This window comes from Streptomyces incarnatus (assembly GCF_001027185.1).
Classification (GTDB): Bacteria; Actinomycetota; Actinomycetes; order Streptomycetales; family Streptomycetaceae; genus Streptomyces; species Streptomyces puniciscabiei.
In genome coordinates this window covers 8,059,713-8,085,047 of the sequence record NZ_CP011497.1, presented here as the reverse complement: position 1 = coordinate 8,085,047, position 25,335 = coordinate 8,059,713, and the positions used below count along the sequence as shown (strand labels likewise).

Below are 25,335 nucleotides of genomic sequence, written 5' to 3'. Positions count from 1 at the left end.
GTCGTGCTCCTTATGCCCTGGTGCGTCGCGCCGCAGCCTGAGTGATCCGGTCGAACATGACTCCCAGCAGTACGATGGCGATCCCTGCCGCCAGCCCCTTCCCGTACAGCTGTCCCTGCGAGAATCCGGCCACGACGTCGTAGCCGAGGGCGCCCGCCCCTACCAGGCCGCCCACCACAACCATCGACAGCACGTAGATCAGACCCTGGTTGGTCGCGAGGGTCAGGGCACTGCGTGCCATCGGCAGCTGGACCTTGGTGATGATCTGCCAGGTGTTGCACCCGGCGGAGGTGGCCGCCTCCACGGTGGACTCGGACACGTTCCGCACACCGTCCGCGATGATCTTGATGGCGACGGGCGCCGCGTAGACGACGGCCGCGACGATCGCGGTGAACCGGGTGGCGCCGAAGAGGGCCAGGAACGGCACGAGGTAGACGAACGGCGGCATGACCTGTGCGGCGTCCAGGGTGGGCCGCACGATCCGGTCCACGACCTGGCTGCGCCCCATCCACACGCCGAAGACGGCGCCGAACAGCATCACCAGCACCGTGGCCACGGCCGTGGAGGCGAGGGTCGTCATGCTGTCCGACCACACGCCCGTGCCGACCAGCAGCCCGACGCACACCGCGGCCGTCACCGCGGCCCACCGGCCGCCGAGCACCGCGCCGAGCGCGACCAGGGTGACGCCGACGAGCCACCACGGGGAGTCCGTGAGCAGCGTCTGGAACGGGTTCAGCAGGCCGTTGGTGATGGCGTCGCGGACGCCGTTGGTCACTCCCGAGAGGTGGTCCTGCAGCCAGGTGGTCGTCGTGTCGGCCGCGCTCGCGATGTGGCTGCCGGTGCTGCCGTTGCCGGGGAACTCGGCCGCCCAGACGTAGGTGTGGGACAGGTAGACCAGGACGACGGCGCCGATCCCGCCCGCGGCCAGCAGCGGGCGGCGCCACTTCGCCAGGCGGCCGCTGTCGCGGCGGGCCGCGTCGGCGCGTCCGGCCGCCGCCGTGGTGACCCGGTCGAGCACGATGGCCATGACGACGATGGCCAGGCCGGCGTTGAAGGCCGTACCGACGTCGAGCGACTGCAGGGCCTGTACGACGGTCTTGCCGAGGCCGGGCGCGTCGATCAGAGCGGCGATGGTCACCATGGCCAGGGCGGCCATGATGGTCTGGTTGACGCCCATGACGACGGTGCGCTTCGACATCGGCAGCAGCACCTTCAGCAGTTGCTGCGTCCGCGTGGTGCCGAGCGAGTCGGCCGCCTCGACGGTGGTCTCGGGCACGGAGCGGATGGCGTGCGCGGTGATGCGGATGGCGGGCGGTGCCGCGTAGATCACCGTGGTGATCACGGCGGAGGCCCCGCCGATGAGGAAGATCAGGGTCAGCGGGGCGAGGTAGACGAAGGTCGGCATCGTCTGCATGAAGTCCAGGAAGGGCGTCATGATCCGGTTGAACCGGTCGGAGAGACCGGCCCACACGCCCAGCGGGATGCCGATGAGCAGTGCCACGAGGACCGCCGACAGGGTCAGCGCCAGGGTGTCCATGCTCTCCTGCCACAGGCCCTGCAGCCCGAAGAAGGTGAAGCCCGCGACCGCCAGCAGCGCGACCCGCCAGTTGCCCACGGCCCAGGAGACGTAGCCGGTGAGCCCGACGACGCCCAGCCAGCCGATCTGCGGGACCGGGCGGGTGCCGGTGGGCTGGGAGATCAGGGACTGGACGAAGGTCACCAGGTTGTCGATGGCCAGCCGGATCTCATTGAAGAAGTACAGGAAGAGCGGGTTGGAGTTGCGGTCGGCCCCGATGCTGTCGTTGAGGTCGTTCAGCCAGCGGTGCAGCCCGGTGAGGTCGGCCGCCGCGAGGGAGAGCGTCTGCCGGCCGCGCAGGACGGCGAAGAGCACCAGCCAGGCGAGCAGGACGGCCGCCACCACCATGGGGCGGCTCACCTTGCTGCGGAGGGTCGCGACCGGCGCGGTCGCGTCGGCGGCGACGGCCATCAGGCACCGCCTTCCTGACCGGCTGCCTGTCCTGCGACGACGGAGAGGATCTCCTCGTCGCCGACGATGCCGAGCAGCTTGCCGCCCTCGACGACCTTGACCGGCTTGTGTGCGGCCAGCACGGTCCGAGTGGCCTCGCGCACCACGACATCCGGCCCCAACTCCGGGCCGTCCAGGGCGTCTTCGGGCTCGGCGGGGCGCATGATCCAGCGCAGGGTGAGGACGTCGCCGCGCGGCACGTCCTTCACGAAGTCGCGTACGTAGTCGTCCGCCGGGGCGCCGACGAGTTCGTCGCCGGTGCCGCACTGCACGGTCTTCCCGTCCCGCATGATCAGGATGCGGTCGCCGAGCTTCAGGGCCTCGGACAGGTCGTGGGTGATGAACACCATGGTCTTGCCGACCTCGTGGTGCAGCCGGACGACCTCGCTCTGCATGTCACGGCGGATCAGCGGGTCGAGCGCGGAGAACGGCTCGTCGAAGAAGAGGACGTCGGGGTCGCCGGCGAGGGCGCGGGCGAGGCCGACGCGCTGCTGCATACCGCCGGAGAGCTGGTCGGGGTAGGAGTTCTCGTACCCGGCGAGGCCCACCAGTTCGACCGTCTCCAGCGCGCGCCTGGTCCGCTCGGCCTTGCCCATGCCCCGGATCTCCAGGCCGAACGCCACGTTGTCGACCACCCTGCGGTGCGGCAGCAGACCGAAGTGCTGGAAGACCATGGAGAACTTGCTGCGCCGCAGCTCGCGCAGCCGCCTCGGGTCGGCGCCCCGGATGTCCTCGCCCTCGAAGACGACTTCTCCGGCGGTGGGTTCGATCAGCCGGGTCAGACATCGCACCAGGGTGGACTTGCCGGATCCGGACAGGCCCATGACGACGAAGACCTCGCCGGGCGACACGTCGAAGTCGACGTCCCGTACGGCGGCGGTGCAGCCGGTGCGGTCCATGAGCTCGCGGCGGGTCAGTCCGCACAGCTCCTCGGAGCCCGGCACCTCGTCGGCCTTCGGCCCGAACACCTTCCACAGCCGGCGCACGGAGATGACCGGGGTGCGGTCCGTGGGGTCCTGGGACGTGTCGCGCCGCTGCGACACCTCGGTCTGTGCTGGGGTCATGATCGACCTCTCTTCGGCGTTCAGCCGCGGAACCAGTGCTGCGGCCGGGGTTGGATGTTCTGCCAGACGTGCTTGGGCTCTCGGTACTCGTCGAGGCCGGTCGGCCCCAGCTCGCGGCCCACGCCCGAGCGCCCGAAACCACCCCATTCCGCTTGCGGCACGTAGGGGTGGTAGTCGTTGATCCACACGGTGCCGTGGCGCAGCCCGCGGGCGACCCGCTGGGCCCTGCCCGCGTCCTGCGTCCACACGGCTCCGGCGAGGCCGTACTCCGTGTCGTTGGCGATGCGGACGGCGTCGTCCTCGTCGTGGAAGCGCTCGACGGTGAGCACGGGTCCGAAGGACTCCTCGTGCACCACGCGCATGTCCTGCCGGCATTCGTCGAGGACGGTGGGCGGGTAGTAGAAGCCGTCCGCGAGCGCGGGGTCGTCGGGGCGTGCGCCGCCGCAGCGCAGTACGGCGCCCTCGGCGAGCCCGGCGGCGACGTACGCCTCGACCTTCTCGCGGTGCTGTGCGGAGATCAGCGCGCCGGTCTCGGCCTCGGGGTCGAAGGGTCCGCCGAGCCGGATCCGCCGGGCGCGGCGCACGAGCTCGTCGACGAAGGCGTCGTGGAGGGAGTCCTCGACGATCAGGCGGGCGCCGGCCGAGCAGACCTGCCCGGAGTGCAGGAAGACGGCGGTGAGCGCGAAGTCGACGGCGGTGGCGAAGTCGGCGTCGGCGAAGACGACGTTCGGGTTCTTCCCGCCCAGTTCCAGCGCGACCTTCTTCACCGTCGTCGCCGCGGTGGCCATGATGTGCCGCCCGGTGTCCAGGCCTCCGGTGAAGGACACCATGTCGACGGCCGGGTGCTCGGCGAGCGGTGCGCCGGCCTCGGCTCCGGCGCCCAGCACGAGGTTGGCGGCGCCGGCCGGGAGCCCCGCCTCCTCAAGGGCCTTCATCAGCAGGATGGAGGTGGAGGGGGTGAGCTCGCTGGGCTTGAGGACCACGGTGTTGCCCGCGAGCAGGGCCGGGGCGACCTTCCAACTGGCCTGGAGCAGCGGGTAGTTCCAGGGGGTGATCAGTCCACATACGCCGATGGGCTCGTAGGTGACCCGGCTCAGGGCGTCGTCGCGTCCGGTGTCGACCACCCGTCCGGCGCTGGTGCCGGCGATGCCGCCGTAGTAGCGGAAGCAGGAGACGACGTCGGCGATGTCGTACTCGCTCTCGATCAGGCGCTTGCCCGTGTCGAGGGATTCGGCGCGAGCGAACTGCTTGGCGTCGCGCTCCAGGATGTCGGCGGTGCGCAGCAGCAGGGCTCCGCGCTCCCGCTCGGGGGTGCGGGGCCAGGGGCCTTCGTCGAAGGCGCGCCGGGCGGCGGCGATCGCCGCCTCGGTGTCGGGGCGGGTCGCCTCCGAGACCGTGGCGACCAGCGTGCCGTCCGCCGGACAGCGGATCTCCCGGTGGCCGCCGGCCACCGCAGCGCGCCATTCTCCGTCCACGTACAGATCTGCCACGGCCGCGCCCTTCGAAGGAGCTCGTTGCGTATGCGTTGCGTATGGTGCACTGCATTGCTTGTGGTGGAACACCCTGTCCGACCGGGCCGACGCCCGTCAAGGGGTCGGCGGATGCCGATTTCAGGCGGCCAGCCGGTCCAGCAGGGCCCGGCGCCAGCGCTCCGTCTCGGCGATCTGGTTGAAGGTGAACAGGTGCAGGCCGGCCACCGCGGCCGCGGGTCCGGTGAACGCCTCCGCGCCGCGGCCGAGCAGCCGCTCGGGGGCGTATCCGCCGGGCGTCGCGAACCGCAGGAACCAGGACGGGTGCCGGGTGAGGAAGCGCGTCGACTCCCCCACCCCGATCTTCGTCGCCATGGCCAGCAGCTTCGCCCGCTGGACCGGCCCGGCGACGCCCAGGTGCACGGGCAGGGTGATGTCGCGGCGCCGGAGCCTGGTGATCCAGTCGCCGAGGACGCGCGGGTCGAAGCACAGGTTGCTGACGATGTACGTGGCGTGCGCCCGCTTGTCCCACATCGACTGGATGGTGATGTCGTCGTGGATGAGCGGATGGCTCTCCGGATAGCCGGTGATGCCCAGGTCGGCGAAGGGCCTGCCCAGGTCGCTCAGGCCCCGCAGCACCGGCAGCGCGCCGTCGTACGGCCCGGCCGGCGGATCGGCGTCCCCCGCCGGCACGAACACGTCGTCCACCCGCGCCGCGCGCAGCCGCTCGGCCACGTCCTTCAGGTGGGCGTCGTCCCGCAGCAGCCGTGCGGGCACATGCGGGACGACGCGGTAGCCGTGCGCGGTGAGCCGCTCGGTGAGTTCCAGCGTCGGCTCCAGCCCCTTGACCGGCGACGCGGTGACCGTGACCACGATGTCGCGGGGCACATGGGCGAGGACCTTCTCCTCCGTCGACCTCGCCGGCAGCACCTCGTAGCGGACGCGGCCGAGCAGCGCCCGCAGCGCCTGGGCGCCCATGCTCTACCCGGCCTGCTTCTGGGCGTCGCGGTGCCGGTAGTAGGCGGCCTTCGACGGCTCCAGCGGTTCCCTGCCGAGGATGAGGTCGGCGGCCTTCTCCGCGATCATCATCACCGGTGCGTAGATGTTGCCGTTGGTGACGTACGGCATCACCGAGGCGTCCACCACCCGCAGCCCGTCCAGGCCGTGCACCCGCATGCTCAGCGGGTCGACGACGGACATCTCGTCGGTGCCCATCTTGCAGGTGCACGAGGGGTGCAGGGCGGTCTCGCCCTCCTTGGCGACCCAGGCGAGGATCTCCTCGTCGGTCTCGACGGAGGGTCCGGGCGAGACCTCGCCGTCGTTGTAGGGGGCGAGGGCGGGCTGGCCCAGGATCCTGCGGGCGACGCGGATGGCCTCGACCCATTCCCGGCGGTCCTGCTCGGTGGAGAGGTAGTTGAAGCGCAGCGCGGGCTTCTCCCGCGGGTCCTTGCTCCTGATCTTCACCGAGCCGACGGCGTCCGAGTACATGGGCCCGACGTGCACCTGGTACCCGTGGCCGCCGGCCGGCGAGGAGCCGTCGTAGCGTACGGCGACCGGCAGGAAGTGGAACATCAGGTTGGGGTAGTCCACGTCCTCGTTGCTGCGGGCGAAGCCGCCCGCCTCGAAGTGGTTGGTGGCCGCCGGGCCCGTGCGGAACAGCCACTGCAGCCCGATGAAGGGGGCGCGCCACTTCGCCATGTACGGCTGCATGGACACGGGCTGCTTGCAGGCGTACTGGACGTACACCTCCAGGTGGTCCTGCATGTTCTCGCCGACGCCCGGCAGGTCGTGGACGACGTCGATGCCGAGGGCGCGCAGTTCCCCGGCGTTGCCGACGCCGGAGAGCTGCAGCAGCTGCGGGGAGTTGATCGCGCCGCCGCACAGGATGACCTCGCCGGCGCGGACCTGCTGGGGAGCGCCCTTGCCGCGCCGGTACTCCACGCCGACGGCCCGCTTGCCCTCGAAGAGCACCCGGGTGACCAGGGCACGTGTCCTCACTGTGAGGTTGGGCCGCTTCATCGCGGGCTTGAGGTAGGCCTTCGAGGCCGACAGCCGGCGCCCGCGGTGGACATTGCGGTCGAACTTGGCGAAGCCCTCCTGCCGGTAGCCGTTGACGTCGTCCGTCGGGGCGTAGCCCGCCTCCTGGGTGGCCTTGAGGAAGGCGGTGAAGAGCGGGTTGGTGGCGGGGCCGCGTTCCAGGACGAGGGGGCCGTCATGGCCGCGGAACTCGTCGTCCGGGTCGGCCGCCAGGCAGTTCTCCATCCGGCGGAAGTACGGCAGGCAGTGGGCGTAGTCCCAGCTCTCCATGCCGGGGTCGGCCGCCCAGCGCTCGTAGTCCATGGGGTTGCCGCGCTGGAAGATCATGCCGTTGATGCTGCTGGAACCGCCGAGCACCTTGCCCCGGGCGTGGTAAATGCGCCGGCCGCCCATGTGGGGCTCGGGCTCGGACTCGTACTTCCAGTCGTAGAAGCGGCTGCCTATGGGGTAGGTCAGCGCCGCGGGCATGTGGATGAAGACGTCCCAGGGATAGTCGGAGCGGCCGGCCTCCAGGACGAGCACCCGGTTGCCGGGGTCGGCCGAGAGCCGGTTCGCCAGGGCGCTGCCGGCCGACCCACCGCCGACGATGACGAAGTCGTACTGCAAGGGAGCCATGGTGCCTCGTCTCGCTCGCGTCGTTGATGTGCCGCGCATGCTAGTACGGGTATCGCTATGCGCACTAGGTTGCGGACGGCGCAACTTGTAAGAAGTTTGTTCACAGCGCGTTACTTGCAAGAAAGTTGTTTACTGCGCGTATAGTTTCGCTATGAGCAACTACAGCCCGGATACGGAAACGAACGGTTCACCGCCCGGCGGGGTGCAGTCCGTCGACCGCGCCATCAGCGTCCTGGAGATCCTGGCCCAGCGTGGCGAGGCCGGCGTCAGCGAGGTGGCCGGCGAGATCGATGTGCACAAGTCGACCGCGTTCCGTCTGCTCGGCGCCCTGGAGGCGCGCGGTCTCGTGGAGCAGTCGGGCGAGCGCGGGAAGTACCGGCTCGGCTTCGGCATCGTACGCCTGGCGGGCGCCGTCACGGGACGCATCGACATCACCCAGCAGGGCCGTCCGGTGTGCGAGCGCCTCGCCGAGGAGATCGGCGAGACGGTCAACATCGCCGTGATGCAGGAGCACTACGCGATCAACCTCTACCAGGTGCGCGGCACGGCCGCCGTCACCGCGCACAACTGGGTCGGCCAGCTGACCCCGCTGCACGCCACCTCCAGCGGCAAGATCATGCTGGCCCACCTGCCCGCGAAGGAGCGCGCCGCGCTGCTGAGCGACGCCGGCCTGAAGAAGCTGACCCCCCACACGATCTCCGCGAAGGCGAAGCTGGAGAAGAACCTCGCCGAGGCCCGGGAGCGCGGTTACGCCTGGACGCTGGAGGAGCTGGAGATCGGGCTGCACGCCATGGCCGCCCCGATCCGCGACCGGGAGGGTCAGGTCATCGCGTCGATCAGTGCCTCCGGTCCCTCCTACCGGTTCACCGAGGAGCGCATGCACGAGCTCGCCCCGGTGCTGGTCAAGGGCGCGGAGGAGATCAGCCACCGGATGGGATACCTCGGCTGAGCGCACGGAGCACGTCCGCCGCACGGCCCGCGTACGCCCCCCGCGCGGGCCACGGCCGCCCCGTCACTCCGGGTTGCGCGTGCCGAGCCGCTCGTTCACCCAGTCGTGGAAGGCGCCGATGTGGTGCTCGCTGGGCACGAGCACGCCGCCCTTGGCGTACAGCCGTGAGCTCATCCCCGGCTGGGTGCGTTCGCAGGCGTCGAAGTCCTGGCGGTTGACCCGGTCGAAGAGCTCCACGGAGCGGCCGACGTCCTTGCCGCTCTCCACGACGTGCGGCAGGTAGAGCCAGTCGCACTCGACGATCGTGCGGTCGACGGCCACCGGGTACATGCGGTGGAAGATCACGTGGTCGGGCACGAGGTTGATGAACACCTGCGGCTTGACGGTGATCGCGTAGTACCGGCGGTCCTGTTCCTCGGACACCCCCGGAATGCGGTCCAGGCCCTCGGAGCCGTCGACGGTGAAGCCCTGGATGTCCGCACCGAACTCGGCGCCGTGGCCGACGTAGTACTGGGCCGCGTAGCCGTCGGCGAACTCCGGGAGGACCTCGGTGAGTTCGGGGTGGATCGTGGCGCAGTGGTAGCACTCCATGAAGTTCTCGATGATGAGCTTCCAGTTCGCCTTGACGTCGTAGACGATCCGCCTGCCCACCGAGAGGTTCTCGACGTCGTAGCGCTCGATCGACTCGGTGTCGCCGAGCCGCTCCACCACCGCCCCCATCACGTCCTCCTCGAAGGAGGGCGGGTTCTCCGCGAGGCACACCCAGACGTAGCCGAGCCATTCGCGGACGGCCACGCCCACCAGGCCGTACTCGGTGCGGCCGACGTCGGGCATCTTGGTGAGGTTGGGTGCCGCGACGAGCTTGCCGTTCAGGTCGTAGGTCCAGGCGTGGTACGGGCACTGGAAGGCCCGCTTGACCTCGCCCGTCTCCTCGGTGCAGAGCTTGGCCCCGCGGTGCCGGCAGACGTTGAAGTAGGCGCGTACGGAGTTGTCGCGGGCACGGGTGACCAGGATGCTCTCGCGGCCCACGTCCACGGTACGGAAGGCGCCGGGCCTGGCCAGGTCGGAGGAGCGGGCGACGCAGAACCACATCGTCTCGAAGATGCGCTCCTGTTCCTGGGCGAAGATGCCGGGATCCGTGTAGGCGGAGCCGGGGAGAGTGGCGATCAGGCTGTCCGGCAGGCTGGTCGAGGTCACGGTGCACTCCTCGGGAAACGTCGTGGATCGATAGGTCACGCGCCGGGAAGAGCGACTTCGGGCGGCGTTGTGTATGAAGCAACACTGCGTTTCATGTGCAACGCAGGATGAGTGGCCCCAGAGGTGGTGTCAAGACGCGGCGGAGGCGAACTGCTTGCGCCATCGGGTGAACAGCCGCGGCTGGTTCATGCCGAGCACGGCGACCGGCCGGCCGGCCCTGCGGTAGACCGCCAGAAAGCTGCGGTCGTCGGCCGAGCCCTCCTCGACCGTCACGCTGTCGGCCCCGGCGGCCTGGCCGACGAACTGGATCTTCACGCCGTACTGATCGGACCAGAAGTACGGCGGCCGGGGCACGCCCGGCTCCGTCGCACCGTGGGCGAGCAGCGCGGCGACGGCGGCGTCCGGACGCTCCAGCGCGCCGGTCCAGTGCTCGACCCTGCGGTGGACCCCGGTGCGCGGGTCGTACCAGTTGGCGCAGTCGCCCACGGCGACCACCTGGGCGACGCTCGTGCGGCCGTCGGCGCCGCACTTCACGCCGTTGTCGAGGGCGACGCCGGAGCCCTCCAGCCACTCGACGCAGGGGCGCGCGCCCACGCCGACGACGACGGTGTCGGCGGGGATGCTGCGACCGTCCTCCAGCAGCACGGCATCGACCCGGCGCTCCCCGCTCAGCCCCTTGACCCCCACCCCGCACAGCAACCGGACCCCGTGGTCGGCGTGGAGGGCGGAGACGACCGCGCCCATGGCCTCGCCGAGCGGTGCGGCCAGCGGCGTCGGCGCCGCCTCGACCACGGTCACGTCGAGACCGAGGGTGTACGCCGTGGAGGCGACCTCGGCGCCGACGAAGCCGCCGCCGATCACCACCAGCCGGCCGCCCCGGGCCAGGTCGTCCCTGAGGGCGCGGGCGTCGTCGAGCGTGCGCAGCACATGGACGCCGGCGAGGCCTTCGGTGCCGGGCAGGGTGCGGGCGGCGGCGCCGGTCGCGATGACCACGCCGTCGGCGCGTATCTCCCTGCCGTCGGCGAGCCGGACCGCCCGCTCGGCGCGGTCGAGTCCGGTGGCGCGGGCGCCGAGCAGCCACTCCGCGTCGAGTTCCTCGTCGTCCGTCTCCAGCGCCAGGTCCGCCTCGCCGATGGCACCGGCGAGGAACTCCTTGGACAACGGCGGCCTGTCGTACGGGCGGTGGAGTTCGCCGCCGACGACGACCAGCCGGCCGTCGTACCCCCGCTTCCGCAGCGAGCGCGCGGCCGACAGACCGGCCAGCGAGGCGCCCACCACGGCGACGGTCCTCACGCGGGGCCTCCGGCCAGGCGGGCGGCGACGCACGGCGGCAGGTTGGGCGCCTCGGTGGACACCCGCACGTAGACCATGCCGTCCTCGACGACGACCTCGTGGGTGCGGACGGGGAGCTTGGCCGGCGGGGCGTCCACGGCTCCGGTCCTCAGGTCGAACTTGGAGGCATGCAGGGGACATTCCACCTCACAGCCCTCCAGCCAGCCGTCGGCGAGCGACGCGTCCTGGTGGGTGCAGGTGTCGTCGATGGCGAAGAGCTCGCCGTCGTCGGTGTGGAACACCGAGACCGGCGGGTCGATGTCGAGCCGGTGGGCCTCGCCTCGCGGCAGGTCCGCGAGTCGGCACGCGGGAATCATCATGACACCTCGGTGCGTATAGCGAAACGGATTGCGATGAGCGCAACGTCAGTCTGCTGGCCGCTCTGAAGCCTTGTCAAGGCATCCACCGGGCCGTTTGCACGGCGTCCGGCGACCGATGTCCGGGCATGCGGAAGCGACCTCGAAAGCGCAGGTCAGCAGGCAGATCAGGGAGTGGTGGCAGGGTGCGGCGACGGCCCTGCCGCCGGTGCCGTCCACGTCGGCGCGTCACCGGGGCAGGGCCGCTTCTCGCCGGGCGGTCAGAAGCCGCGCTCGATCCACTCCTGCAGATGGGGCGCCTCGGCGCCGATGGTGGTGGTGTCGCCGTGGCCGGTGTGCACGGCGGTGTCGTCCGGGAGGGCGAGCAGGCGCTCCCTGATCGACCGGATGATGGTCGGGAAGTCGCTGTACGACCGTCCCGTGGCCCCCGGCCCGCCGGCGAACAGCGTGTCGCCGCTGAACAGCGCGGACAGCCGCGGGGCGTACAGGCAGACGGCGCCCGGGGCGTGTCCCGGGGTGTGCAGTACGGCCAGTTCCACTCCGGCGACGGTGAGGCGCTGCCCGTCGGTCAGCTCGCCGTCGGGCGCCCGGTCGGGATGGGTCTCTTTCCACAGCGGCAGATCGTCGGCGTGCAGCAGGATCGGGGCGCCGGTCCGGGCGGCGAGGGCGGGTGCGGCGTCGATGTGGTCGTTGTGCGCGTGGGTGCACACGATCGCGCGCAGGGTGCGGCCGCCGAGGGCCCGGGCGATGGCGTCGGCGTCATGGGCGGCGTCGATCACGACCGCCTCGGTGTCGTCACCCACGATCCAGACGTTGTTGTCGACGTCCCAGGTGCCGCCGTCCAGCGAGAACGTCCCCGACGTGACCAGACGCTCGATGCGGGCGCCCGGCGTCCCGCCCGCCGGCCCGCCCGCCGTCCCGCGCGTCATCAGAAGACCACCACCGAGCGCAGCACGTCCCCGCCGTGCATCCGCTCGAAGGCCTTCTCGACCTCGTCCAGCGCGATGGTCTCGGTGACGAAGGCGTCCAGGTCGAGACGGCCCTGCAGATAGAGGTCGATGAGCATCGGGAAGTCGCGGGAGGGCAGACAGTCGCCGTACCAGGACGACTTGAGGGCACCGCCGCGGCCGAACACGTCCAGCAGGGGCAGTTCGAGCTTCATCTCGGGAGTGGGGACGCCGACGAGCACGACGGTGCCGGCGAGGTCACGGGCGTAGAAGGCCTGCCGGTACGTCTCCGGGCGGCCGACGGCCTCGATGACGACGTCGGCGCCGAAGCCGCCGGTCAGCTCGCGCACCGCGCCGACCGGTTCGGCCTGCCGGGAGTTGACCGTGTGGGTCGCGCCCAGCTTCCTCGCGGTCTCCAGCTTGCGGTCGTCGATGTCCACGGCGATGATCCGCGCCGCTCCCGCCAGCTTCGATCCGGCGACCGCCGCGGCCCCCACACCACCGCACCCGATCACGGCGACGGTGTCCCCGCGGCCGACGTTCCCCGTGTTGATGGCCCCGCCGATGCCGGCCATCACACCACAGCCGAGCAGCCCGGCGGCAGCGGGCGATGCGGCCCGGTCGACCTTGGTGCACTGGCCGGCCGCGACGAGCGTCTTCTCGGCGAAGGCACCGATGCCCAGCGCCGGCGAGAGCTCCGTGCCGTCGGCCAGCGTCATCCTCTGCTTGGCGTTGTGCGTGTCGAAGCAGTACCAGGGCCGCCCGCGCAGACAGGCCCGGCACTGCCCGCACACGGCACGCCAGTTGAGGATCACGAAGTCACCGGGAGCCACGTCGGTGACCCCGTCGCCGACGGCCTCGACCACACCGGCGGCCTCGTGCCCCAGCAGGAAGGGGAAGTCGTCGCTGATACCGCCCTCGCGATAGTGCAGATCGGTGTGGCAGACCCCGCAGGCCTCGATCTTCACCAGGGCCTCGCCCGGACCGGGGTCGGGCACGACGATGGTCTCCAGACTGACAGGGGCGCCCTTGCTCCGCGCGACGACACCACGGACCTGCTGAGTCATGGCCACTCCTCGGCTCACAGCGGATCGAGACGTTGCCTATTACGGCACACCTCTCACGTTTCGCAACACAGCATCGCGGAGGCCGGGGCAGTGGTCAAGGATCCGTCGGGCACCCAAGAGTTCGCGGGCGACTCGGTGCGCCGAGTCGCCCGCGGCGGGCGTGCCGAGTCCGTTCCGCGCTCAGGCGGGGGCGTACACCCGCTTGGCGAACTCGGCGAGCTTGTCGTCGGTGAGGTGCCGCGCGATGTCGGTCTCGCTGATCATTCCGATCATGCGCTTGTTCTCGACCACCGGCAGGCGCTTGATCTGGTGGTTCTCCATCATCCTCAGGGCGTCCGAGATGTCGGCGGCGGCGTCGATCCAGCGCGGTGTGCCCTCGCACAGCTCGCCGCACGTCATCCGCGCGGGGTCGTGGCCCGAGGCGATGCACTTCACCACGATGTCGCGGTCGGTGACGATGCCGCACATACGGTCGCCGTTGCCGGGGTCGCTGACCGGCAGTGCGCCCACCTCGTGGTCCCGCATCAGCTGCGCGGCCCGGGCCAGCGTCTCGTCCCGGGGTATCCACTGGGCGCCCGGGTGCATGATGTCCTTCGCAGTCGTCATCGCTCGTCCCTTCGCGGCTGGGCCGGTGCGAGCGGTCGGCCCGCCCGGGAATCCTGGGTCGTCGGAGCGGACCGACGCGACCGCCGGCCGACGGAGGCCGCCCGTGCCCGCCCGTTCCGCTCCTTCAGGTACGTGACCAGGTCGGTGCGCAGATAGCGCCGGGCGGCGGCCGCCGCCTCCCGCGGATTGCGCTCGCCCATCAGCACGCACAGCGTGTAGCCCGAGTCCTCGAAGGCGGCCCGCGACGCGAGATCGGCGGGGGCCGCGACAGTGGCGGCCTCGCACACGCGGTAGTGCCGCAGCAGTCGGCGCACTTCGGATTTGGCCGGTAGCAGCATGGTGCAGTTCACCGCCCCACGGGACTCGGCGGGCTTCCGGTGGTGGCGCCGATGGGGCGGCGCACGAACACCTCCATCGCCCGAACAAGGCCTTCAGCCATGGTGCACGAGGCGGGTGGCGCTGTCTTGTTGGTCTTTCAATCGCAGCGCGATGAGGGGCTCGGGCCCGTGCCCGCGCACCCCGCCACGACGCCGAGCGCGCCGTCGGCCCGCATGTCGATGTGCACGCCGTGGCTGATCCGGTCGAGGGTCGCGCACAGCCATGCGCGGTCCTGGTCCTCAGCGGGCTCGAGCCGCATCCGCCGTGCCTGCCAGGGGAACATCCGCACGCCGGTCGGGCGCCCGGTGTCCGCCGCCACCGAGACGAGGTAGCCCAGCCGGAGGTCGTCGCGGTACTCCTCGTAGCCCGAGATGCCCTCGTAGTCGTCGATGAAGTCGCCGCAGCCGTAGAGGATCAGCCGGTCCCGGTACACCTCAAGGGGGCGGGCGTGGTGGGAGGAGTGCCCGTGGACGATGTCCACGCCGCCGTCGACCAGGGCGTGCGCGAAGCGCGTCTGCTCGCGGGGGACGAGATAGCCCCAGTTGGAACCCCAGTGCACCGACAGGACCACGATGTCGCCCGGCTGTCTGGCCTGCCGCACCCGCTGGACGGCGGCCTCGGCTGCCGCCGGCGACAGTTCGTGGACGTAGGCGACGCCGGAGTCGTCCGCGGTCGCGGCCCAGTCGGGCGGGATGCCGCTGGACAGGGCGCCGAGGGCGAAGACCAGGATCCGGCGGCCCGGCCCGACCGGGACTGCCGCGCCCGCGTAGGCCTCGTCGGCGGTGCGTCCCGCGCCCACGGCCCGCAGGCCCGCGCCGGCGAGCGAGTCCAGCGTTTCCTCCAGCCCCGGCCGGCCGAAGTCGAGCACGTGGTTGTTGGACAGGACGCACACATCGGGCCGGGCCACCGTCAGGGCGGGGACGTTGGCCGGGTGCATCCGGTAGTGGACCGCCTTGCCGGGCACGAACGCGTCGCTGCACGTGACGGCCGTCTCCAGATTCACGATCCGGGCATCCGGCGCCGCCTCCGCCAGCAACCGCAGCGCCTCGCCCCACGGCCAGGCGGGATCGACGGGTGCCGGGATCGGACCGCTGGCCGCCTCGGCCAGCTCCACGTACGTCCGGGCATCCGTGACGTAACCCTCGCGGAGCACCGGGCTTCCGGGGTGCGGGAGGATCTGGTCGACGCCGCGCCCGAGCATCACGTCACCGCACAGAAACAGCGTCACCACGCCGCCGCCCATACCCCCACCCTAAGCGGCGTCCTCGCGGCACGGTCCAGCCCAGGGTCCGAGTGAACACGCGCGCCCCGGGCACACGGCGCCGGCCGGTCGGATCCCCTCACCACGGGCCGTACTTGTCCAGACACCTTTTCTCCATGAGGTGATCGGGCGAAGTTCCCTCGGCGGTACCGGAAAGCACCTTAGAGTCAGGCTGTCATGTACGCGACCGGACAACGGGTCGCGGTCCGGGAAACTCCCCACTTCACCAGGAGAGCGCATGGTCTCGCGTCGTACGGCTACCGCCCTCACCTCCGCGGCGGCGGTTCTGCTGCTCTGCTTCAGCGGCTACGCGGCTCCCGCCGCGAGCGCGGGGACGGGCACCGGTCTTTCGGTGTTCGCCTGGAACGTCGATCTGGGCACCGCGATCGTCGACAGCACCCAGAACGAGAAGGCGGCGCAACGCACCCCGGTCATCGAGTCGATCATCCGCCGACACGGCGCGGACGTGGTGGTGCTGGACGAGGACTTCAACAACAGCTCGACCGCCCGCATCACCGCCGAGCTCGCCGACCTCTACCCCTACCACACCCCCGTCGTCGGCCAGACGTGCTCCGGCGGCGGCTGGACGGGCATCAGCGGTGACTGCTCCAACTCGTGGTTCGTCATCAACGGCGGCACCATGATCCTCTCCAAGTACCCGATCACCGCCCAGTACGCCCACGTCTTCAGCAACTCCACCTACGGCACCTGGGACTACCACGCCAACAAGGGCGCGGCGCTGGTGCGGATCGAGAAGGACGGGGTGGGGAGCTGGGTGGTCGGCACCCATCTGCAGGCCGACGAGTCCGGCACCGCCACGGACACCACGCAGTCCACCCGGCTCGCGCAGCTCGGCGAGATCCGCGGCTGGGTGGACGGCATCGTCGGCTCGACCGCGCCGGTGCTGATCGGCGGAGACCTGAACGTGGAGTACTACGGCGGCCGGTCGCGCGGTGACCACGCAGCCGCCCAGAGCGCGGTGAACGGTGTGCTGGGCACCCCGGCCACCGACTCCGGCCAGACCCTGAGGACCATGGACTGCCCGGTCTCCGCCTGGTGCCAGTACATGTCCGGCATCGAGTCCTTCCCGAAGGACTACCGGGACGACCTCGACTACCTCGGCTACCTCAACGCGCCGGGCCGCCCGGTGCCGGCCGCGATGCCCACCGTCCGGGTGGACTTCGACCCCCAGTCCGGCTGGGCCCCGGGCCAGACCGACACCAACGCACCCAGCGACCACTACCCGGTCGAGGCGACCTTCCAGCTCGGCTGACGCCGCGCGAGCCGACCGGCCGGACGGCGGGACACCGGGGTTTCCTGGCGTGGGCCGAAGAACAGGCCACCGGGACGCCCGACGGCGACCACAACTGACCGTGGAGGCCGCCGGCACAGGCGAACTGGTCGGTGCCGTCGGCTCGTACCGCACCGAGGTGGCCTTGCGCCGTACAGCGGAGCCACGTCTCGTGCGGTTCGTCAGAGTCGGGGGACGGTGGAGCCGCCGCCTGCCTTGACCGCTTCCACGGCGGCCTGGTGCAGTTGCCGGCTGAGCACCTCGGAACGGCAGGGAACGGGGCTTCCGGTGAGGGTGAACCATTCGGAGGTGCCCGTGTACTGCACCGACACGTCGGCCTCGGTGCCGTCCCAGGTGGTGTGGACGGTGAGGTCGCCCACGACGACCCCCGCCTCCTCGGTGCGCGCGCCGCCCCGGCCGGTGAAGACACCGGGGGTGGTCCATGATGCCCAGACCATGACGTCAGCCTCCCTTCATGAGTGAGCGACTCCGTGCGCGGAACCGCTACGGAATGACGATTCCGCGTGGCTGTGGCGCACGGCGGGGCGGCAGCCCGTCCAGGGTGGCCCGCGCGGGACTCCGGCCGGCGGACTCGGCGCGGGTGTGCAGGCCCGCGGCGGCGGCCACGTAGTCCCGGGCCGTGAGCAGGCCGACCAGCCGCCCGCGCGGATCCGTGACGGGCAGGGCGTCGAGATCCTCCTCGGTCATCACGGCCGCCGCGCGCAGCACCGATTCCTCGGGGTGGACCGTGACGGTGCGGCGGGCGTGCACGAGCTCGCGCACCTTGCTGCGGGACAGCGTCGCGGCCGCGGCGGCGCAGGCCACCGCCAGCTCGGCGCGGTCCAGGACTCCGGCACAGCAGCCGTCCGCGCGGACAACCGGGAGCTGGCGCTGCTCCGACCGCTCCATGACCTCCCAGGCCATCAGCACGCTCTCGTCCTCACCGATCGCGTAGGGGGCGGCGTCCATCAGACTCCGCACCGCGAGTTGCTCGTCCACGGTCGCCTCCTCGTACCGCGCGACCGGCTCGGTCATCCCTGTCGGGCAGCACCGGTGCGCGCCCCGTGCCCTTCCACGCTCACCGGACGAGCGGCCCCTGTCATGGGGCCTTTCGGCCCCTCGGCGGGCCATTGGCCCCACCCCCGGCACCGGGTACGGGACCACCCGGCCCACCCTCCGCCGGCCCGTGCGCTCGACCGCCGTCAGCGCGCCCGGTGGCGTGGCAGGACGTACGTACGGCCCTCGCGGCCCCACTCCCCGTACCCGGGGGTCAGGCCGGCGTCCATCGCGCGGAGGCAGGGACGGCCGATGTGCGCGTAGACCAGCCGTCCGACCCGGTTGCGGACCGCTTCCGCGCCGACCTCCCGTACGGGGGCGTGCCCGCCCACGCCGCCGCGGAAGCGGATGGGGCGGTCCCAGCACGAGGCTTCGGCGAACATGAGGTCCGCCGCTGCCGCCCAGGCCGGGAAGGTCCAGAACTCCGGTGCCCACACCACCGTGCCCGGCTCTGCCTCGATGCGGTAACCGCAGGTGGGATGGGAGGTGTGCGCGACGGGCAGCGCGCGGACACGCAGCTCGCCCAGGTCTGCGTCCGTCATGCGCGGCACCAGCCCGCGCTCGGCGGCGAGACGCCGCAGGGCGGTACGCAGCTCGGCGTGCTCATCGGTGACGAGCCAGGCGTCCAGCCGGCCCTCGGGCGGCTCCGCACCGGGGCCGCCGTCGAACGCGACGCGATGACGGCCGTAGGCGACCAGCAGGCCGGCCGGGGCGAACCGCGGGGATGCCATGGCGCCCACCCCGAGCAGCGTCAGCCGGAGCCGACGCGTCATACCCGTCACCTCCCCTCGCCCTCGCCTTCCGTCGCCTCCCGGGAACGTGACCCGTTCGTCGTCTCAGCCGCGACCAGCGTCTCAGCCGTGACCATGAGCCTTCGGCCCTGTGGCAGAAGGTCCCCCGACGGTCGATGGTGGAACGGGGAGGGGAAGGCGGGCGCCCGCGGCGCGTGTCGGGTCGGATACAGCACCACTGTGCGGAGAGGGCGGCGACCATGCGAGCTCACCTCGGCGACCGGCTCGTCGTGGAAAGTCCGGCGACCGGTGCCACCAGGCGCGACGGCGAGATCGTGGGACTCCACCATGCGGACGGAACACCTCCCTACGACGTGCGCTGGTCGGACACGGACGAAGTGACCCTCGTGTTCCCCGGACCCGACGCACATGTGCGCCCGCTGCACCACGATCAGGCGGCGGCCACGCACCAGCCAGGACAGAACACGGGTGAGGTGACCGCCGTGTCACCGACCGCTCCACCGCAAGGGGCGGCGGGCCCGGGTGACATCGGCCGGCGTGTGGCCCTCCAGCGCAGGCGGCAGGGCCTCAGCCGCGCGGAGGCGGCCGGCCGTGCCCGGATGTCGCCCGACTACCTGGCGTACCTCGAGGAACGCCCCGCCGACCCGACGCCGGCGACGCTCGTCAGGCTGGCCGACGCCCTGGGCACCACGGTCGCCGCCCTGCGCGGCGCAGGCCTCGATCTCCCACCCGGTCAGGGTTACGCGCTGCGCCACCCCGCCCTGCGCGACCTCGACCCGGAGGAATGCCGCACGCTGCTGTCCACGCACGGCGTGGGCCGGGTCTCGGTGTCGACGCCCGCCGGCCGCCCGGCGGTGGTCCCGGTCAACTACGACGTCGTCGACGACGCCATCGTCTTCCGGACCGCGCCCGACTCCGTGGCCGCGGCGGCCGCCGAACGGGAGGTCGCCTTCGAGGTCGATCACCTGGACGAGGCCCTGAGCCAGGGCTGGAGCGTGCTCGCCGTCGGCCCGGCGAGCGTCGTGACGGATCCGGACACCGTACGGAGGCTCGCCCGGCAGGCCTACACCACGCCGTGGGCGGGTGGTGAGCGCGAGATGTGGGTGTCGATCCGGCCCACGAGCCTCACGGGACGCCGGATCACTCCGGCCGAGGGGTAGACACCGCTGGCCCCGGCCGGGCGCCGTCGACGACCGCGGACGCGTGTGTCAGTCCGGGGCCGGCGGGATGTTCTGGTTGGCGTGGAAGAGGTTGTCCGGGTCGTAGGCGCGCTTCACCGATGCCAGCCGGTCGTAGTGGCCGCGATAGGTGGCGCGGACCCGGTCCGGGCTCTCCCCGTGGCCGAGGAAGTTCACGTACGAACCGCCCATGGAGTGCGGGTGCAGGTCGCTCCAGTAGTCGACGCACCACTGGCGGATCGCCTCGGCGTTGGCGGGGTCCGGGTCGATGCCGGCGATCACGCCCGACCAGAGGGCGTCCCGGTAGGCCCACGCGGTCCCGTCGGCGTCGATCTGGTGGGCCGCCCCGTCCACCGGGTACAGGTGCATGGTCGACAGTCCTGTCGGGATGTTCTGCCCGTACCTGTGGTGCACGTCGATCGCCGCGTCGGAGACGGCCTCGAAGAAGGCGCCGCGCCAGTACCACTGCAGTCCCGGGCGGAGCAGTTCGTCGAACATGGTCTGCAGGGCCGGGTAGGGCATCGGGGCGGCGAAGTGGAAGGCCGGCGGCGCCGGCTCGTTCACCACGGCGAACACCGCCGCCAGGCGTTCGTCGGAGAGGTCGCCGGTGTAGCACCACACGACCCCGCACATCTTCTGCCCGTGGACCGGCTCGGGGAAGGGCGGGCCGGGCGGTACGACGAGCAGGGCGAAGAACCCGCTCAGCTCGTCCGGCGCGGCAGGCAGGAACTCCCGGTACCAGCGCAGCACTTCGGGGGTGCGGTCGAGGGGCCACAGCGTCACGGCGAAGCCGACGGTGCCGGCCGGGTGGAGCCGGAAGGTGAACGACGTCACCACGCCGAAGTTGCCGCCGCCGCCGCGCAGCGCCCAGAACAGCTCCGGGTGACTCGACGGGGACGCGGTGACGTAGCTGCCGTCGGCGAGGACGACGTCGGCCGACAGCAGGCTGTCGATGGTCAGGCCGTGTCTGCGGGTGAGGTGGCCGTGGCCGCCGCCCAGGGTGAGACCGCCGACGCCGGTGGTCGAGACGATTCCGGACGGTACGGCGCGCCCGAAGGCGTGTGTGGCATGGTCGAGGTCTGCGATCAGGCTGCCGCCGCCCACCTGGACGGTGTCCGTCTCGGGATCCACCCTGACCCAGCGCATAGGTGTCAGGTCGAGCACGAGTCCGTCGTCGACCAGGCACAGTCCCGGGCCGCTGTGGCCGCCGCCGCGCACCGCGAGCTGGACGCCGGTGTCCCGGGCGAAGGAGATCACCGCCCGCACGTCCGCCACGTCCGCGCACTGCGCGAAGGCGGCCGGCCGTCGGTCGATCATGGCGTTGTGGATGCTGCGAGCCGCGTCGTAGCCGGGGTCCTGCGGTGTGATCACGGATCCCCGCAGTCCCTCACGCAGACCGCCGACAGCCGTGTCGTCGATGGTGTTCATGGCCGGGCCTTCTCCGAGGTACGCGTTCTGTTTCCCGCCGGGCGGGATCCGGTGGCGCCTGCCGCTGCCGGGAAAGCGACATGTTTCCTCCTCTTCGCCAGGCTATGCCCGATTGGGATCTCTGCACCTTGCGAACCGGGAACGCCGGCCGAGGCTACGGCCGAGTGGCCGTGGCGGCGATCCCGGACGCGCGCAGGCTCCGGGCCAGGAGCTCCATCTCCGGAAGGGTTCCGGAGTGGTCCCCGCACAGCACCCGGCGCAGCAGGATCTTGCCAGTCACCAGGTCGACGCCGAGTTCCGCCCGCAGCACCCGCATGATCACGGCACTGCTCGCCGACGCCCCGGTCACACGCAGCGTCGCCGGTCCGTACTCCGCGAGCAGCCGGTCCCGCGCTGGTCCGGCAGCTCCCCGCCGCACACGGCCACCGCGAACCCACAGGCGGAACACACCGACTCGACGTCCCACCGCAGCCGGCCACCGACGAGCGCCTGCACACCCTGGCACTCCAGCTCCCCGCCACAGTCCTGACACGTCCCGGAGTACGTGACGGACTCGTACACGCTCTGCTCCATGCCCACCCCCGCCCCGACGCGGACGAGGTCAACAGGCACCTCACGGTCAATTCCCTTGTGAGAGCGTTACGTTGGCCGCATGAGGATCCTCCACCTGTCCGACACCCACCTCGACCGCGCCGGCGGCCCGGACGCCGACGGTGCCGACGGCACCGCTGCGCTGCGCCGCATGCTGGCGGAGCTGGAGCAGTTGCGTGACCTGGACGCCGTCGTGGTCACCGGGGACGTCGCGGACGACGGTTCCCGCGAGGCGTACCTACGGGCCCGCGACCTCCTGGGCGGCTTCGCGCGCGAGCGTGGCGCACGCGTCTTCTACACCACCGGCAACCACGACGAGCGCGGCGCCTTCGCCGATGTGCTCGGCAGCGGTCACGAGGACCCGGACGCCGTGTGCGAAGGGCCCGAAGGCGAACGGGCCGCCGCCAGCACGCTCGGCGGATGGCGGCTGGTCACCCTGGACACCCTGGTCCCCGGCAAGGGGTACGGCCGGCTCAGCTGGGCCCAACTGCACTGGCTGCGCGGCGTCTTGGCCACCCCGGCCGCACACGGCACGGTCGTGGCCCTCCACCACCCGCCCATCGCCCTGGACGTCGAGGTGCAGCAGGCACTCGGACTGGCCAACGCCCAGGAACTCGGGGACACGATCCGCGGCACCGACGTGGAACTGGTCCTCTGCGGCCACTTCCACCTCCAGCTGCTCGGCCGGCTGGAGCAGGCCACCGTCTGGATCACACCCGGTGTCGTCAGCCGTGTCGACCTGACGGCCCGCCCCGGCACCGAACGCGCCGTACACGGCCCCTCCGCGTCTCTCGTCCGGCTCGGCACCCCGCACGGCCCCCTGATCCACACCCTGCACGCACGCGACCCGCGCCTGGGCGAGACCGTCTACGAGGCGGACGCGGAGGAGATGCGCGAGGTCATCGAGCGGCTCGGGCCGGGCCGTGAGCCGGTGAAGGCCGTACGGGTGCCCTGACCCCGGACGCCGAGGACCCCTGGCGGGCGGTGCGGCCGGCCAGGGGTCCTCGACGGGGCGTTCCGTGTCAGCCGTCGGACTCCGACGACGGGATGTAGGCACCGGGTACGTCGTTCGGCGCGTAGATCTTCTTCTCACCGGGGTACGGCTGCTGCCAGTTGTGCGTCTGGTACCAGGTGAGGTGGTTCATCTGCGCGGGGTTGGCGTAGTCGGGCACGGCGTTCGGCCCGGTCAGCCGCTGCTTCGCCTTCCAGGCCTGCCACTCGGCCACCAGCGGCCCCTTGTCCGCCGGGACCTTCGTCGCCGGGACGAGCGCCGCCTTGGGGTCCTGCTTCGCCGGGGTGTCCACGCCGCAGGACGGCGGGGTGCTCAGGCCGTCGGTGAGCGAGGTCCGGTTGGGCAGCGCCGTGAACGGCGTGTAGTCCGGGTGACCGGTGAAGGCGCCGCGCATCGGGGTGGCCGCGGTGTCCTTCTGGTTCATCGGGCGGATCCCGAGGATCTGCTCGATGGTGCGGATCATCGTGATCTGCGAGTAGTAGTGGCTGTCGACCGTGTCGTGCCGGGCCCAGGGGCTGATGATCTGGATCGGGGCACGGTGGCCGTCGACGTGGTCGAGGCCGGCCTGGGAGTCGTCCTCGACGACGAAGATCACCGAGTCCTTCCAGTACGTGCTGTGCGAGATCTCGTCGACGATCCTGCCGGTCGCGAGGTCGTTGTCGGCGACCTGGGCGGCGGGGCTCGCCGGACCGCCGGTGTGGTCGCTGGAGAGCCAGAACATGTTGAGGTTCGCCGGACCGTTCTTCTCGAAGTCCTGCTTCCAGATCTGCTCCCGGTAGACGTCCGGGACGCTGGTGTCGAACTTCGGGAAGCCGGGCACCGACACGCTGTTGAGCGACGGGATCGGCGAGGACGAGTTCAGCGGGTAGGCGGTGCCCTGCCCGGTCGCCGCCATGTTCTTGGCGTCGCAGTACAGGTTCTGCCAGCTCGCGCCGGACGGCTTGGTCAGGAACTGCTGGAACTCGCCGAAGTCCCGCACGGTCCTGCCCGCGGCCTGCGCTCCGGTCCACAGGAAACCGGTCTTCTGGTGGCCGAGCGCGTCGTCCTCGGTGTCGTAGCTGCGCTGGTACTCACCGGCCGAGGACTCGGTGTACTCGGGGTTGTCGGCCTGCATCAGCCAGTTGTGGCCCTCGGCCGAGTTGGTGCCGATGTCGTACGTGTTGTCGTAGAGCCCGAACTGCTCGGCCAGCGCGTGCTGGTTGGGCGTCACGTTCTCGCCGAACTGCGTCAGCGACGGGTCGCCGTTGCCCTTCGGGATGTCGCCGTAGACCTGGTCGTAGGTCCGGTTCTCCTTGACGATCAGGAAGACGTGCTTGATCGTCGAGGGGTCCCCGAGCCGCGCCGGGACCGGCACCGGCCTGGCCTTGCTGTTCTTGTTCGCCGGCTGGACCGAGCCCTCGGTCCAGCCGTTCTGCTGGAAGACCTTGCGGGTCTCGGAGCGGATGACGCGGTCGCTGGGCAGCGCGAACTGCGTCAGGCTGGAGGTCGTGTCGTGGGTGCCGTGACCGGCGCTGTCGGGGCGGCGGGCGTCGATGCCGCGGGTGTTGGAGACGACCACCGTCCTGCCGACCGCGGTGATCTCGGAGGGGAAGTAGTCCGTGGGGAGGAGGCCGACGTAGGAGACCGGCTCCTGCGCGGAGGTGTAGCGGTAGACGGCGACGGCGTTGGCGCGGCCGAGCGTCACCAGCAGATGACCGTCGTCGGTGAGCGTCACCGCGTTGGGCTCGTAACCGACCGAGGCCTCCGGCCAGGGCTGGGTGGAGATGGTCTGGACGACCTTGTCCTTCTTGGTGTCGATGACCGACACGTTGTTGTCGGCGGTGTTGGTGACGAACACCGCCCCGTTCCTGGCGTACACGGCGGTCGGGTGCAGTCCGACGTCGATGGTGCCGACCGCGACGGACGGGTTCGCCAGGTCGATGACGCTGACCGTGCCGGTGGTGGTGGCGGCGGTCTTCGGGTTGGCCGGGATCTGGGTGCCGTAGGAGTTGATCGTGGTGTCGCCGGGCTTGGCCGGGCGGCCGCCCTCGTTGCTGACGAAGAGCTTGTCGCCGACCCGGGCCATGCCGCGCGGGGCGTTGCCCACGGACCAGCTCTGCTTGACGGCGCCGGTGGCCGCGTCGAGGGCGACGACCCGGTTCTGGCCGTTGACGGCGGAGTACACGGTGGAGCCGTCGGCGGAGAACACGGCCGCGCTCGCCAGGGCGTGCCTGCTGCCGTCGGCCGGGACGGAGATGGTGGCCGGGTCGGTGAGGGTGCCGTCGGCGTTCACCGTGAACCTGGTGTAGCCGTCGGTCTGGCCCAGCCAGAGCTGCTTGCCGTCGGGCGAGTACGCCGGGCCCTCCTGGCCGACGGAACCGCTCTTGATGCGCAGGTCGTCCGCCGCGTTGGCGCCGACCTTCTGCTTCACCTGGCCGGTCTTGAGGTCCACGACGACCAGCGCGGCATCGCCGTCGGCGACCGCGGCCGCGAGGTGGCCGCCGTCCGGGCTGACCGTCGACGACATGATCTTGCCGTCGTTGATGACCAGCCGGCTGCCGTACGGGGAGATGTACTGGTCGCCGGAGACGACCTGGCCCTTGTCGGTGACCTGGCCGACCTGGTCGGTGCCGAACTGGCGGGTGGAGGCGACGGCGGTGCCGGTGGCGAGGGCGGCCGTGGTGATGCATGCCGTGAGCAGCGCTGCCCGGCGGCCGACACGTCTGCCGAGCAGGTCGAAGTACTCCTTCTCGACTTGCCGGCGGCGGCGGGTTATCTGCATG

The 25,335-nt window shown here is 71.3% G+C and carries 23 protein-coding genes; 4 read left to right on the top strand and 19 right to left on the bottom strand.

What is annotated here, in order from left to right; translation table 11 throughout:
* Nucleotides 1-10 precede the first annotated feature (10 nt).
* The 5 genes from ABB07_RS36925 to betA all read right to left on the bottom strand — a co-directional run bounded on the left by ABB07_RS36925 (nt 11) and on the right by betA (nt 7,211).
* Complete coding sequence (locus ABB07_RS36925; protein WP_208902792.1) at nt 11-1,987, bottom strand: ABC transporter permease; 1,977 nt, start codon at nt 1,985-1,987, stop codon at nt 11-13.
* The gene (locus tag ABB07_RS36920; RefSeq protein WP_208902791.1) at nt 1,987-3,090 is read right to left on the bottom strand and encodes a quaternary amine ABC transporter ATP-binding protein; all 1,104 of its coding nucleotides are present in this window, start codon (nt 3,088-3,090) and stop codon (nt 1,987-1,989) included. The genes ABB07_RS36925 and ABB07_RS36920 overlap by 1 nt, the downstream gene beginning before the upstream one ends.
* 20 nt (nt 3,091-3,110) lie before the next feature.
* Nucleotides 3,111-4,580 carry an aldehyde dehydrogenase family protein gene (locus ABB07_RS36915; protein ID WP_208902790.1) on the bottom strand — a complete coding sequence of 490 codons (1,470 nt, stop codon included), beginning with the start codon at nt 4,578-4,580 and terminating at the stop codon, nt 3,111-3,113.
* 120 nt (nt 4,581-4,700) lie between these two features.
* A complete protein-coding gene (locus ABB07_RS36910; protein ID WP_208902789.1) occupies nt 4,701-5,537 on the bottom strand; it encodes a methylenetetrahydrofolate reductase in 837 nt (278 codons plus the stop codon).
* A gap of 3 nt (nt 5,538-5,540) precedes the next feature.
* Nucleotides 5,541-7,211 (bottom strand): choline dehydrogenase, encoded by a 1,671-nt coding sequence (gene betA / locus ABB07_RS36905; RefSeq protein ID WP_208902788.1) that lies wholly within the window; start codon nt 7,209-7,211, stop codon nt 5,541-5,543.
* Between the two features lie 151 nt (nt 7,212-7,362).
* Between betA and ABB07_RS36900 the strand changes: the two genes are divergently transcribed.
* Nucleotides 7,363-8,160 (top strand): IclR family transcriptional regulator, encoded by a 798-nt coding sequence (locus tag ABB07_RS36900; protein WP_208902787.1) that lies wholly within the window; start codon nt 7,363-7,365, stop codon nt 8,158-8,160.
* Nucleotides 8,161-8,223: 63 nt separating this feature from the next.
* Here the strand turns inward: ABB07_RS36900 and ABB07_RS36895 are convergent, their stop codons facing one another.
* The 8 genes from ABB07_RS36895 to ABB07_RS36860 form a co-directional block, all read right to left on the bottom strand.
* Entirely contained in the window at nt 8,224-9,357 is a 1,134-nt protein-coding gene (locus ABB07_RS36895; RefSeq protein ID WP_208902786.1) for an aromatic ring-hydroxylating oxygenase subunit alpha, read from the bottom strand.
* A gap of 129 nt (nt 9,358-9,486) precedes the next feature.
* Nucleotides 9,487-10,650, bottom strand: a complete 1,164-nt coding sequence (locus ABB07_RS36890; RefSeq protein ID WP_208902785.1) for an NAD(P)/FAD-dependent oxidoreductase — start codon at nt 10,648-10,650, stop codon at nt 9,487-9,489.
* Nucleotides 10,647-11,009, bottom strand: coding sequence for a bifunctional 3-phenylpropionate/cinnamic acid dioxygenase ferredoxin subunit (locus ABB07_RS36885; RefSeq protein WP_055703952.1), 363 nt, complete (start codon nt 11,007-11,009; stop codon nt 10,647-10,649). Before ABB07_RS36885 ends, ABB07_RS36890 begins: the two co-directional genes overlap by 4 nt.
* A gap of 257 nt (nt 11,010-11,266) precedes the next feature.
* Nucleotides 11,267-11,935, bottom strand: coding sequence for an MBL fold metallo-hydrolase (locus tag ABB07_RS36880; RefSeq protein ID WP_208902784.1), 669 nt, complete (start codon nt 11,933-11,935; stop codon nt 11,267-11,269).
* Nucleotides 11,935-13,020, bottom strand: a complete 1,086-nt coding sequence (locus ABB07_RS36875; protein WP_208902783.1) for an S-(hydroxymethyl)mycothiol dehydrogenase — start codon at nt 13,018-13,020, stop codon at nt 11,935-11,937. The genes ABB07_RS36880 and ABB07_RS36875 overlap by 1 nt, the downstream gene beginning before the upstream one ends.
* A gap of 180 nt (nt 13,021-13,200) precedes the next feature.
* On the bottom strand, nt 13,201-13,626 hold the full coding sequence (locus tag ABB07_RS36870; protein WP_208902782.1) for a CBS domain-containing protein: 426 nt from the start codon (nt 13,624-13,626) through the stop codon (nt 13,201-13,203).
* Nucleotides 13,623-13,976: a DUF5133 domain-containing protein gene (locus ABB07_RS36865; protein ID WP_341845910.1), complete on the bottom strand. Its 354-nt coding sequence runs from the start codon at nt 13,974-13,976 to the stop codon at nt 13,623-13,625. Before ABB07_RS36865 ends, ABB07_RS36870 begins: the two co-directional genes overlap by 4 nt.
* Nucleotides 13,977-14,101: 125 nt before the next feature.
* Complete coding sequence (locus ABB07_RS36860) at nt 14,102-15,247, bottom strand: CapA family protein (RefSeq protein WP_208902781.1); 1,146 nt, start codon at nt 15,245-15,247, stop codon at nt 14,102-14,104.
* A gap of 256 nt (nt 15,248-15,503) precedes the next feature.
* Between ABB07_RS36860 and ABB07_RS36855 the strand changes: the two genes are divergently transcribed.
* Entirely contained in the window at nt 15,504-16,538 is a 1,035-nt protein-coding gene (locus tag ABB07_RS36855; protein ID WP_208902780.1) for a sphingomyelin phosphodiesterase, read from the top strand.
* A gap of 200 nt (nt 16,539-16,738) precedes the next feature.
* Here the strand turns inward: ABB07_RS36855 and ABB07_RS36850 are convergent, their stop codons facing one another.
* From ABB07_RS36850 to ABB07_RS36840, 3 genes are all read right to left on the bottom strand, one after another.
* Nucleotides 16,739-17,014, bottom strand: a complete 276-nt coding sequence (locus ABB07_RS36850; protein WP_208902779.1) for a hypothetical protein — start codon at nt 17,012-17,014, stop codon at nt 16,739-16,741.
* A 46-nt stretch (nt 17,015-17,060) separates the two neighbouring features.
* Complete coding sequence (locus ABB07_RS36845; RefSeq protein ID WP_208902778.1) at nt 17,061-17,591, bottom strand: CBS domain-containing protein; 531 nt, start codon at nt 17,589-17,591, stop codon at nt 17,061-17,063.
* Between the two features lie 167 nt (nt 17,592-17,758).
* On the bottom strand, nt 17,759-18,385 hold the full coding sequence (locus tag ABB07_RS36840; protein ID WP_208902777.1) for an MBL fold metallo-hydrolase: 627 nt from the start codon (nt 18,383-18,385) through the stop codon (nt 17,759-17,761).
* 218 nt (nt 18,386-18,603) lie between these two features.
* On the opposite strand from ABB07_RS36840, the gene ABB07_RS36835 reads away from it, so the two are divergent.
* Nucleotides 18,604-19,524: a pyridoxamine 5'-phosphate oxidase family protein gene (locus ABB07_RS36835; RefSeq protein WP_208902776.1), complete on the top strand. Its 921-nt coding sequence runs from the start codon at nt 18,604-18,606 to the stop codon at nt 19,522-19,524.
* 48 nt (nt 19,525-19,572) lie between these two features.
* Here the strand turns inward: ABB07_RS36835 and ABB07_RS36830 are convergent, their stop codons facing one another.
* Both ABB07_RS36830 and ABB07_RS41210 read right to left on the bottom strand, forming a co-directional pair.
* On the bottom strand, nt 19,573-20,970 hold the full coding sequence (locus ABB07_RS36830) for an FAD-binding oxidoreductase (RefSeq protein ID WP_208902775.1): 1,398 nt from the start codon (nt 20,968-20,970) through the stop codon (nt 19,573-19,575).
* Between the two features lie 154 nt (nt 20,971-21,124).
* Nucleotides 21,125-21,388, bottom strand: coding sequence for a hypothetical protein (locus ABB07_RS41210; RefSeq protein ID WP_244189645.1), 264 nt, complete (start codon nt 21,386-21,388; stop codon nt 21,125-21,127).
* A gap of 234 nt (nt 21,389-21,622) precedes the next feature.
* On the opposite strand from ABB07_RS41210, the gene ABB07_RS36820 reads away from it, so the two are divergent.
* Nucleotides 21,623-22,516, top strand: coding sequence for a metallophosphoesterase family protein (locus ABB07_RS36820; RefSeq protein WP_208902774.1), 894 nt, complete (start codon nt 21,623-21,625; stop codon nt 22,514-22,516).
* 67 nt (nt 22,517-22,583) lie between these two features.
* Here the strand turns inward: ABB07_RS36820 and ABB07_RS36815 are convergent, their stop codons facing one another.
* Nucleotides 22,584-25,334 carry a bifunctional YncE family protein/alkaline phosphatase family protein gene (locus ABB07_RS36815; RefSeq protein ID WP_208902773.1) on the bottom strand — a complete coding sequence of 917 codons (2,751 nt, stop codon included), beginning with the start codon at nt 25,332-25,334 and terminating at the stop codon, nt 22,584-22,586.
* Between the last annotated feature and the right edge of the window lies 1 nt (nt 25,335).

Excerpts from the sequence above, each read along its gene's own strand:
- ABB07_RS36880 (WP_208902784.1), bottom strand. The coding sequence starts at position 11,935 with ATGACGCGCGGGACGGCGGGCGGGCCGGCGGGCGGGACGCCGGGCGCC.
- ABB07_RS36820 (WP_208902774.1), top strand. The coding sequence starts at position 21,623 with ATGAGGATCCTCCACCTGTCCGACACCCACCTCGACCGCGCCGGCGGC.
- ABB07_RS36875 (WP_208902783.1), bottom strand. The coding sequence starts at position 13,020 with ATGACTCAGCAGGTCCGTGGTGTCGTCGCGCGGAGCAAGGGCGCCCCT.
- ABB07_RS36870 (WP_208902782.1), bottom strand. The coding sequence starts at position 13,626 with ATGACGACTGCGAAGGACATCATGCACCCGGGCGCCCAGTGGATACCC.
- ABB07_RS36860 (WP_208902781.1), bottom strand. The coding sequence starts at position 15,247 with ATGGGCGGCGGCGTGGTGACGCTGTTTCTGTGCGGTGACGTGATGCTC.
- ABB07_RS36830 (WP_208902775.1), bottom strand. The coding sequence starts at position 20,970 with ATGAACACCATCGACGACACGGCTGTCGGCGGTCTGCGTGAGGGACTG.
- ABB07_RS36845 (WP_208902778.1), bottom strand. The coding sequence starts at position 17,591 with ATGACCGAGCCGGTCGCGCGGTACGAGGAGGCGACCGTGGACGAGCAA.
- ABB07_RS36885 (WP_055703952.1), bottom strand. The coding sequence starts at position 11,009 with ATGATGATTCCCGCGTGCCGACTCGCGGACCTGCCGCGAGGCGAGGCC.
- ABB07_RS36840 (WP_208902777.1), bottom strand. The coding sequence starts at position 18,385 with ATGACGCGTCGGCTCCGGCTGACGCTGCTCGGGGTGGGCGCCATGGCA.
- ABB07_RS36925 (WP_208902792.1), bottom strand. The coding sequence starts at position 1,987 with ATGGCCGTCGCCGCCGACGCGACCGCGCCGGTCGCGACCCTCCGCAGC.
- ABB07_RS36835 (WP_208902776.1), top strand. The coding sequence starts at position 18,604 with ATGCGAGCTCACCTCGGCGACCGGCTCGTCGTGGAAAGTCCGGCGACC.
- betA (WP_208902788.1), bottom strand. The coding sequence starts at position 7,211 with ATGGCTCCCTTGCAGTACGACTTCGTCATCGTCGGCGGTGGGTCGGCC.
- ABB07_RS36910 (WP_208902789.1), bottom strand. The coding sequence starts at position 5,537 with ATGGGCGCCCAGGCGCTGCGGGCGCTGCTCGGCCGCGTCCGCTACGAG.
- ABB07_RS36815 (WP_208902773.1), bottom strand. The coding sequence starts at position 25,334 with ATGCAGATAACCCGCCGCCGCCGGCAAGTCGAGAAGGAGTACTTCGAC.
- ABB07_RS36855 (WP_208902780.1), top strand. The coding sequence starts at position 15,504 with ATGGTCTCGCGTCGTACGGCTACCGCCCTCACCTCCGCGGCGGCGGTT.
- ABB07_RS36900 (WP_208902787.1), top strand. The coding sequence starts at position 7,363 with ATGAGCAACTACAGCCCGGATACGGAAACGAACGGTTCACCGCCCGGC.
- ABB07_RS36850 (WP_208902779.1), bottom strand. The coding sequence starts at position 17,014 with ATGGTCTGGGCATCATGGACCACCCCCGGTGTCTTCACCGGCCGGGGC.
- ABB07_RS36920 (WP_208902791.1), bottom strand. The coding sequence starts at position 3,090 with ATGACCCCAGCACAGACCGAGGTGTCGCAGCGGCGCGACACGTCCCAG.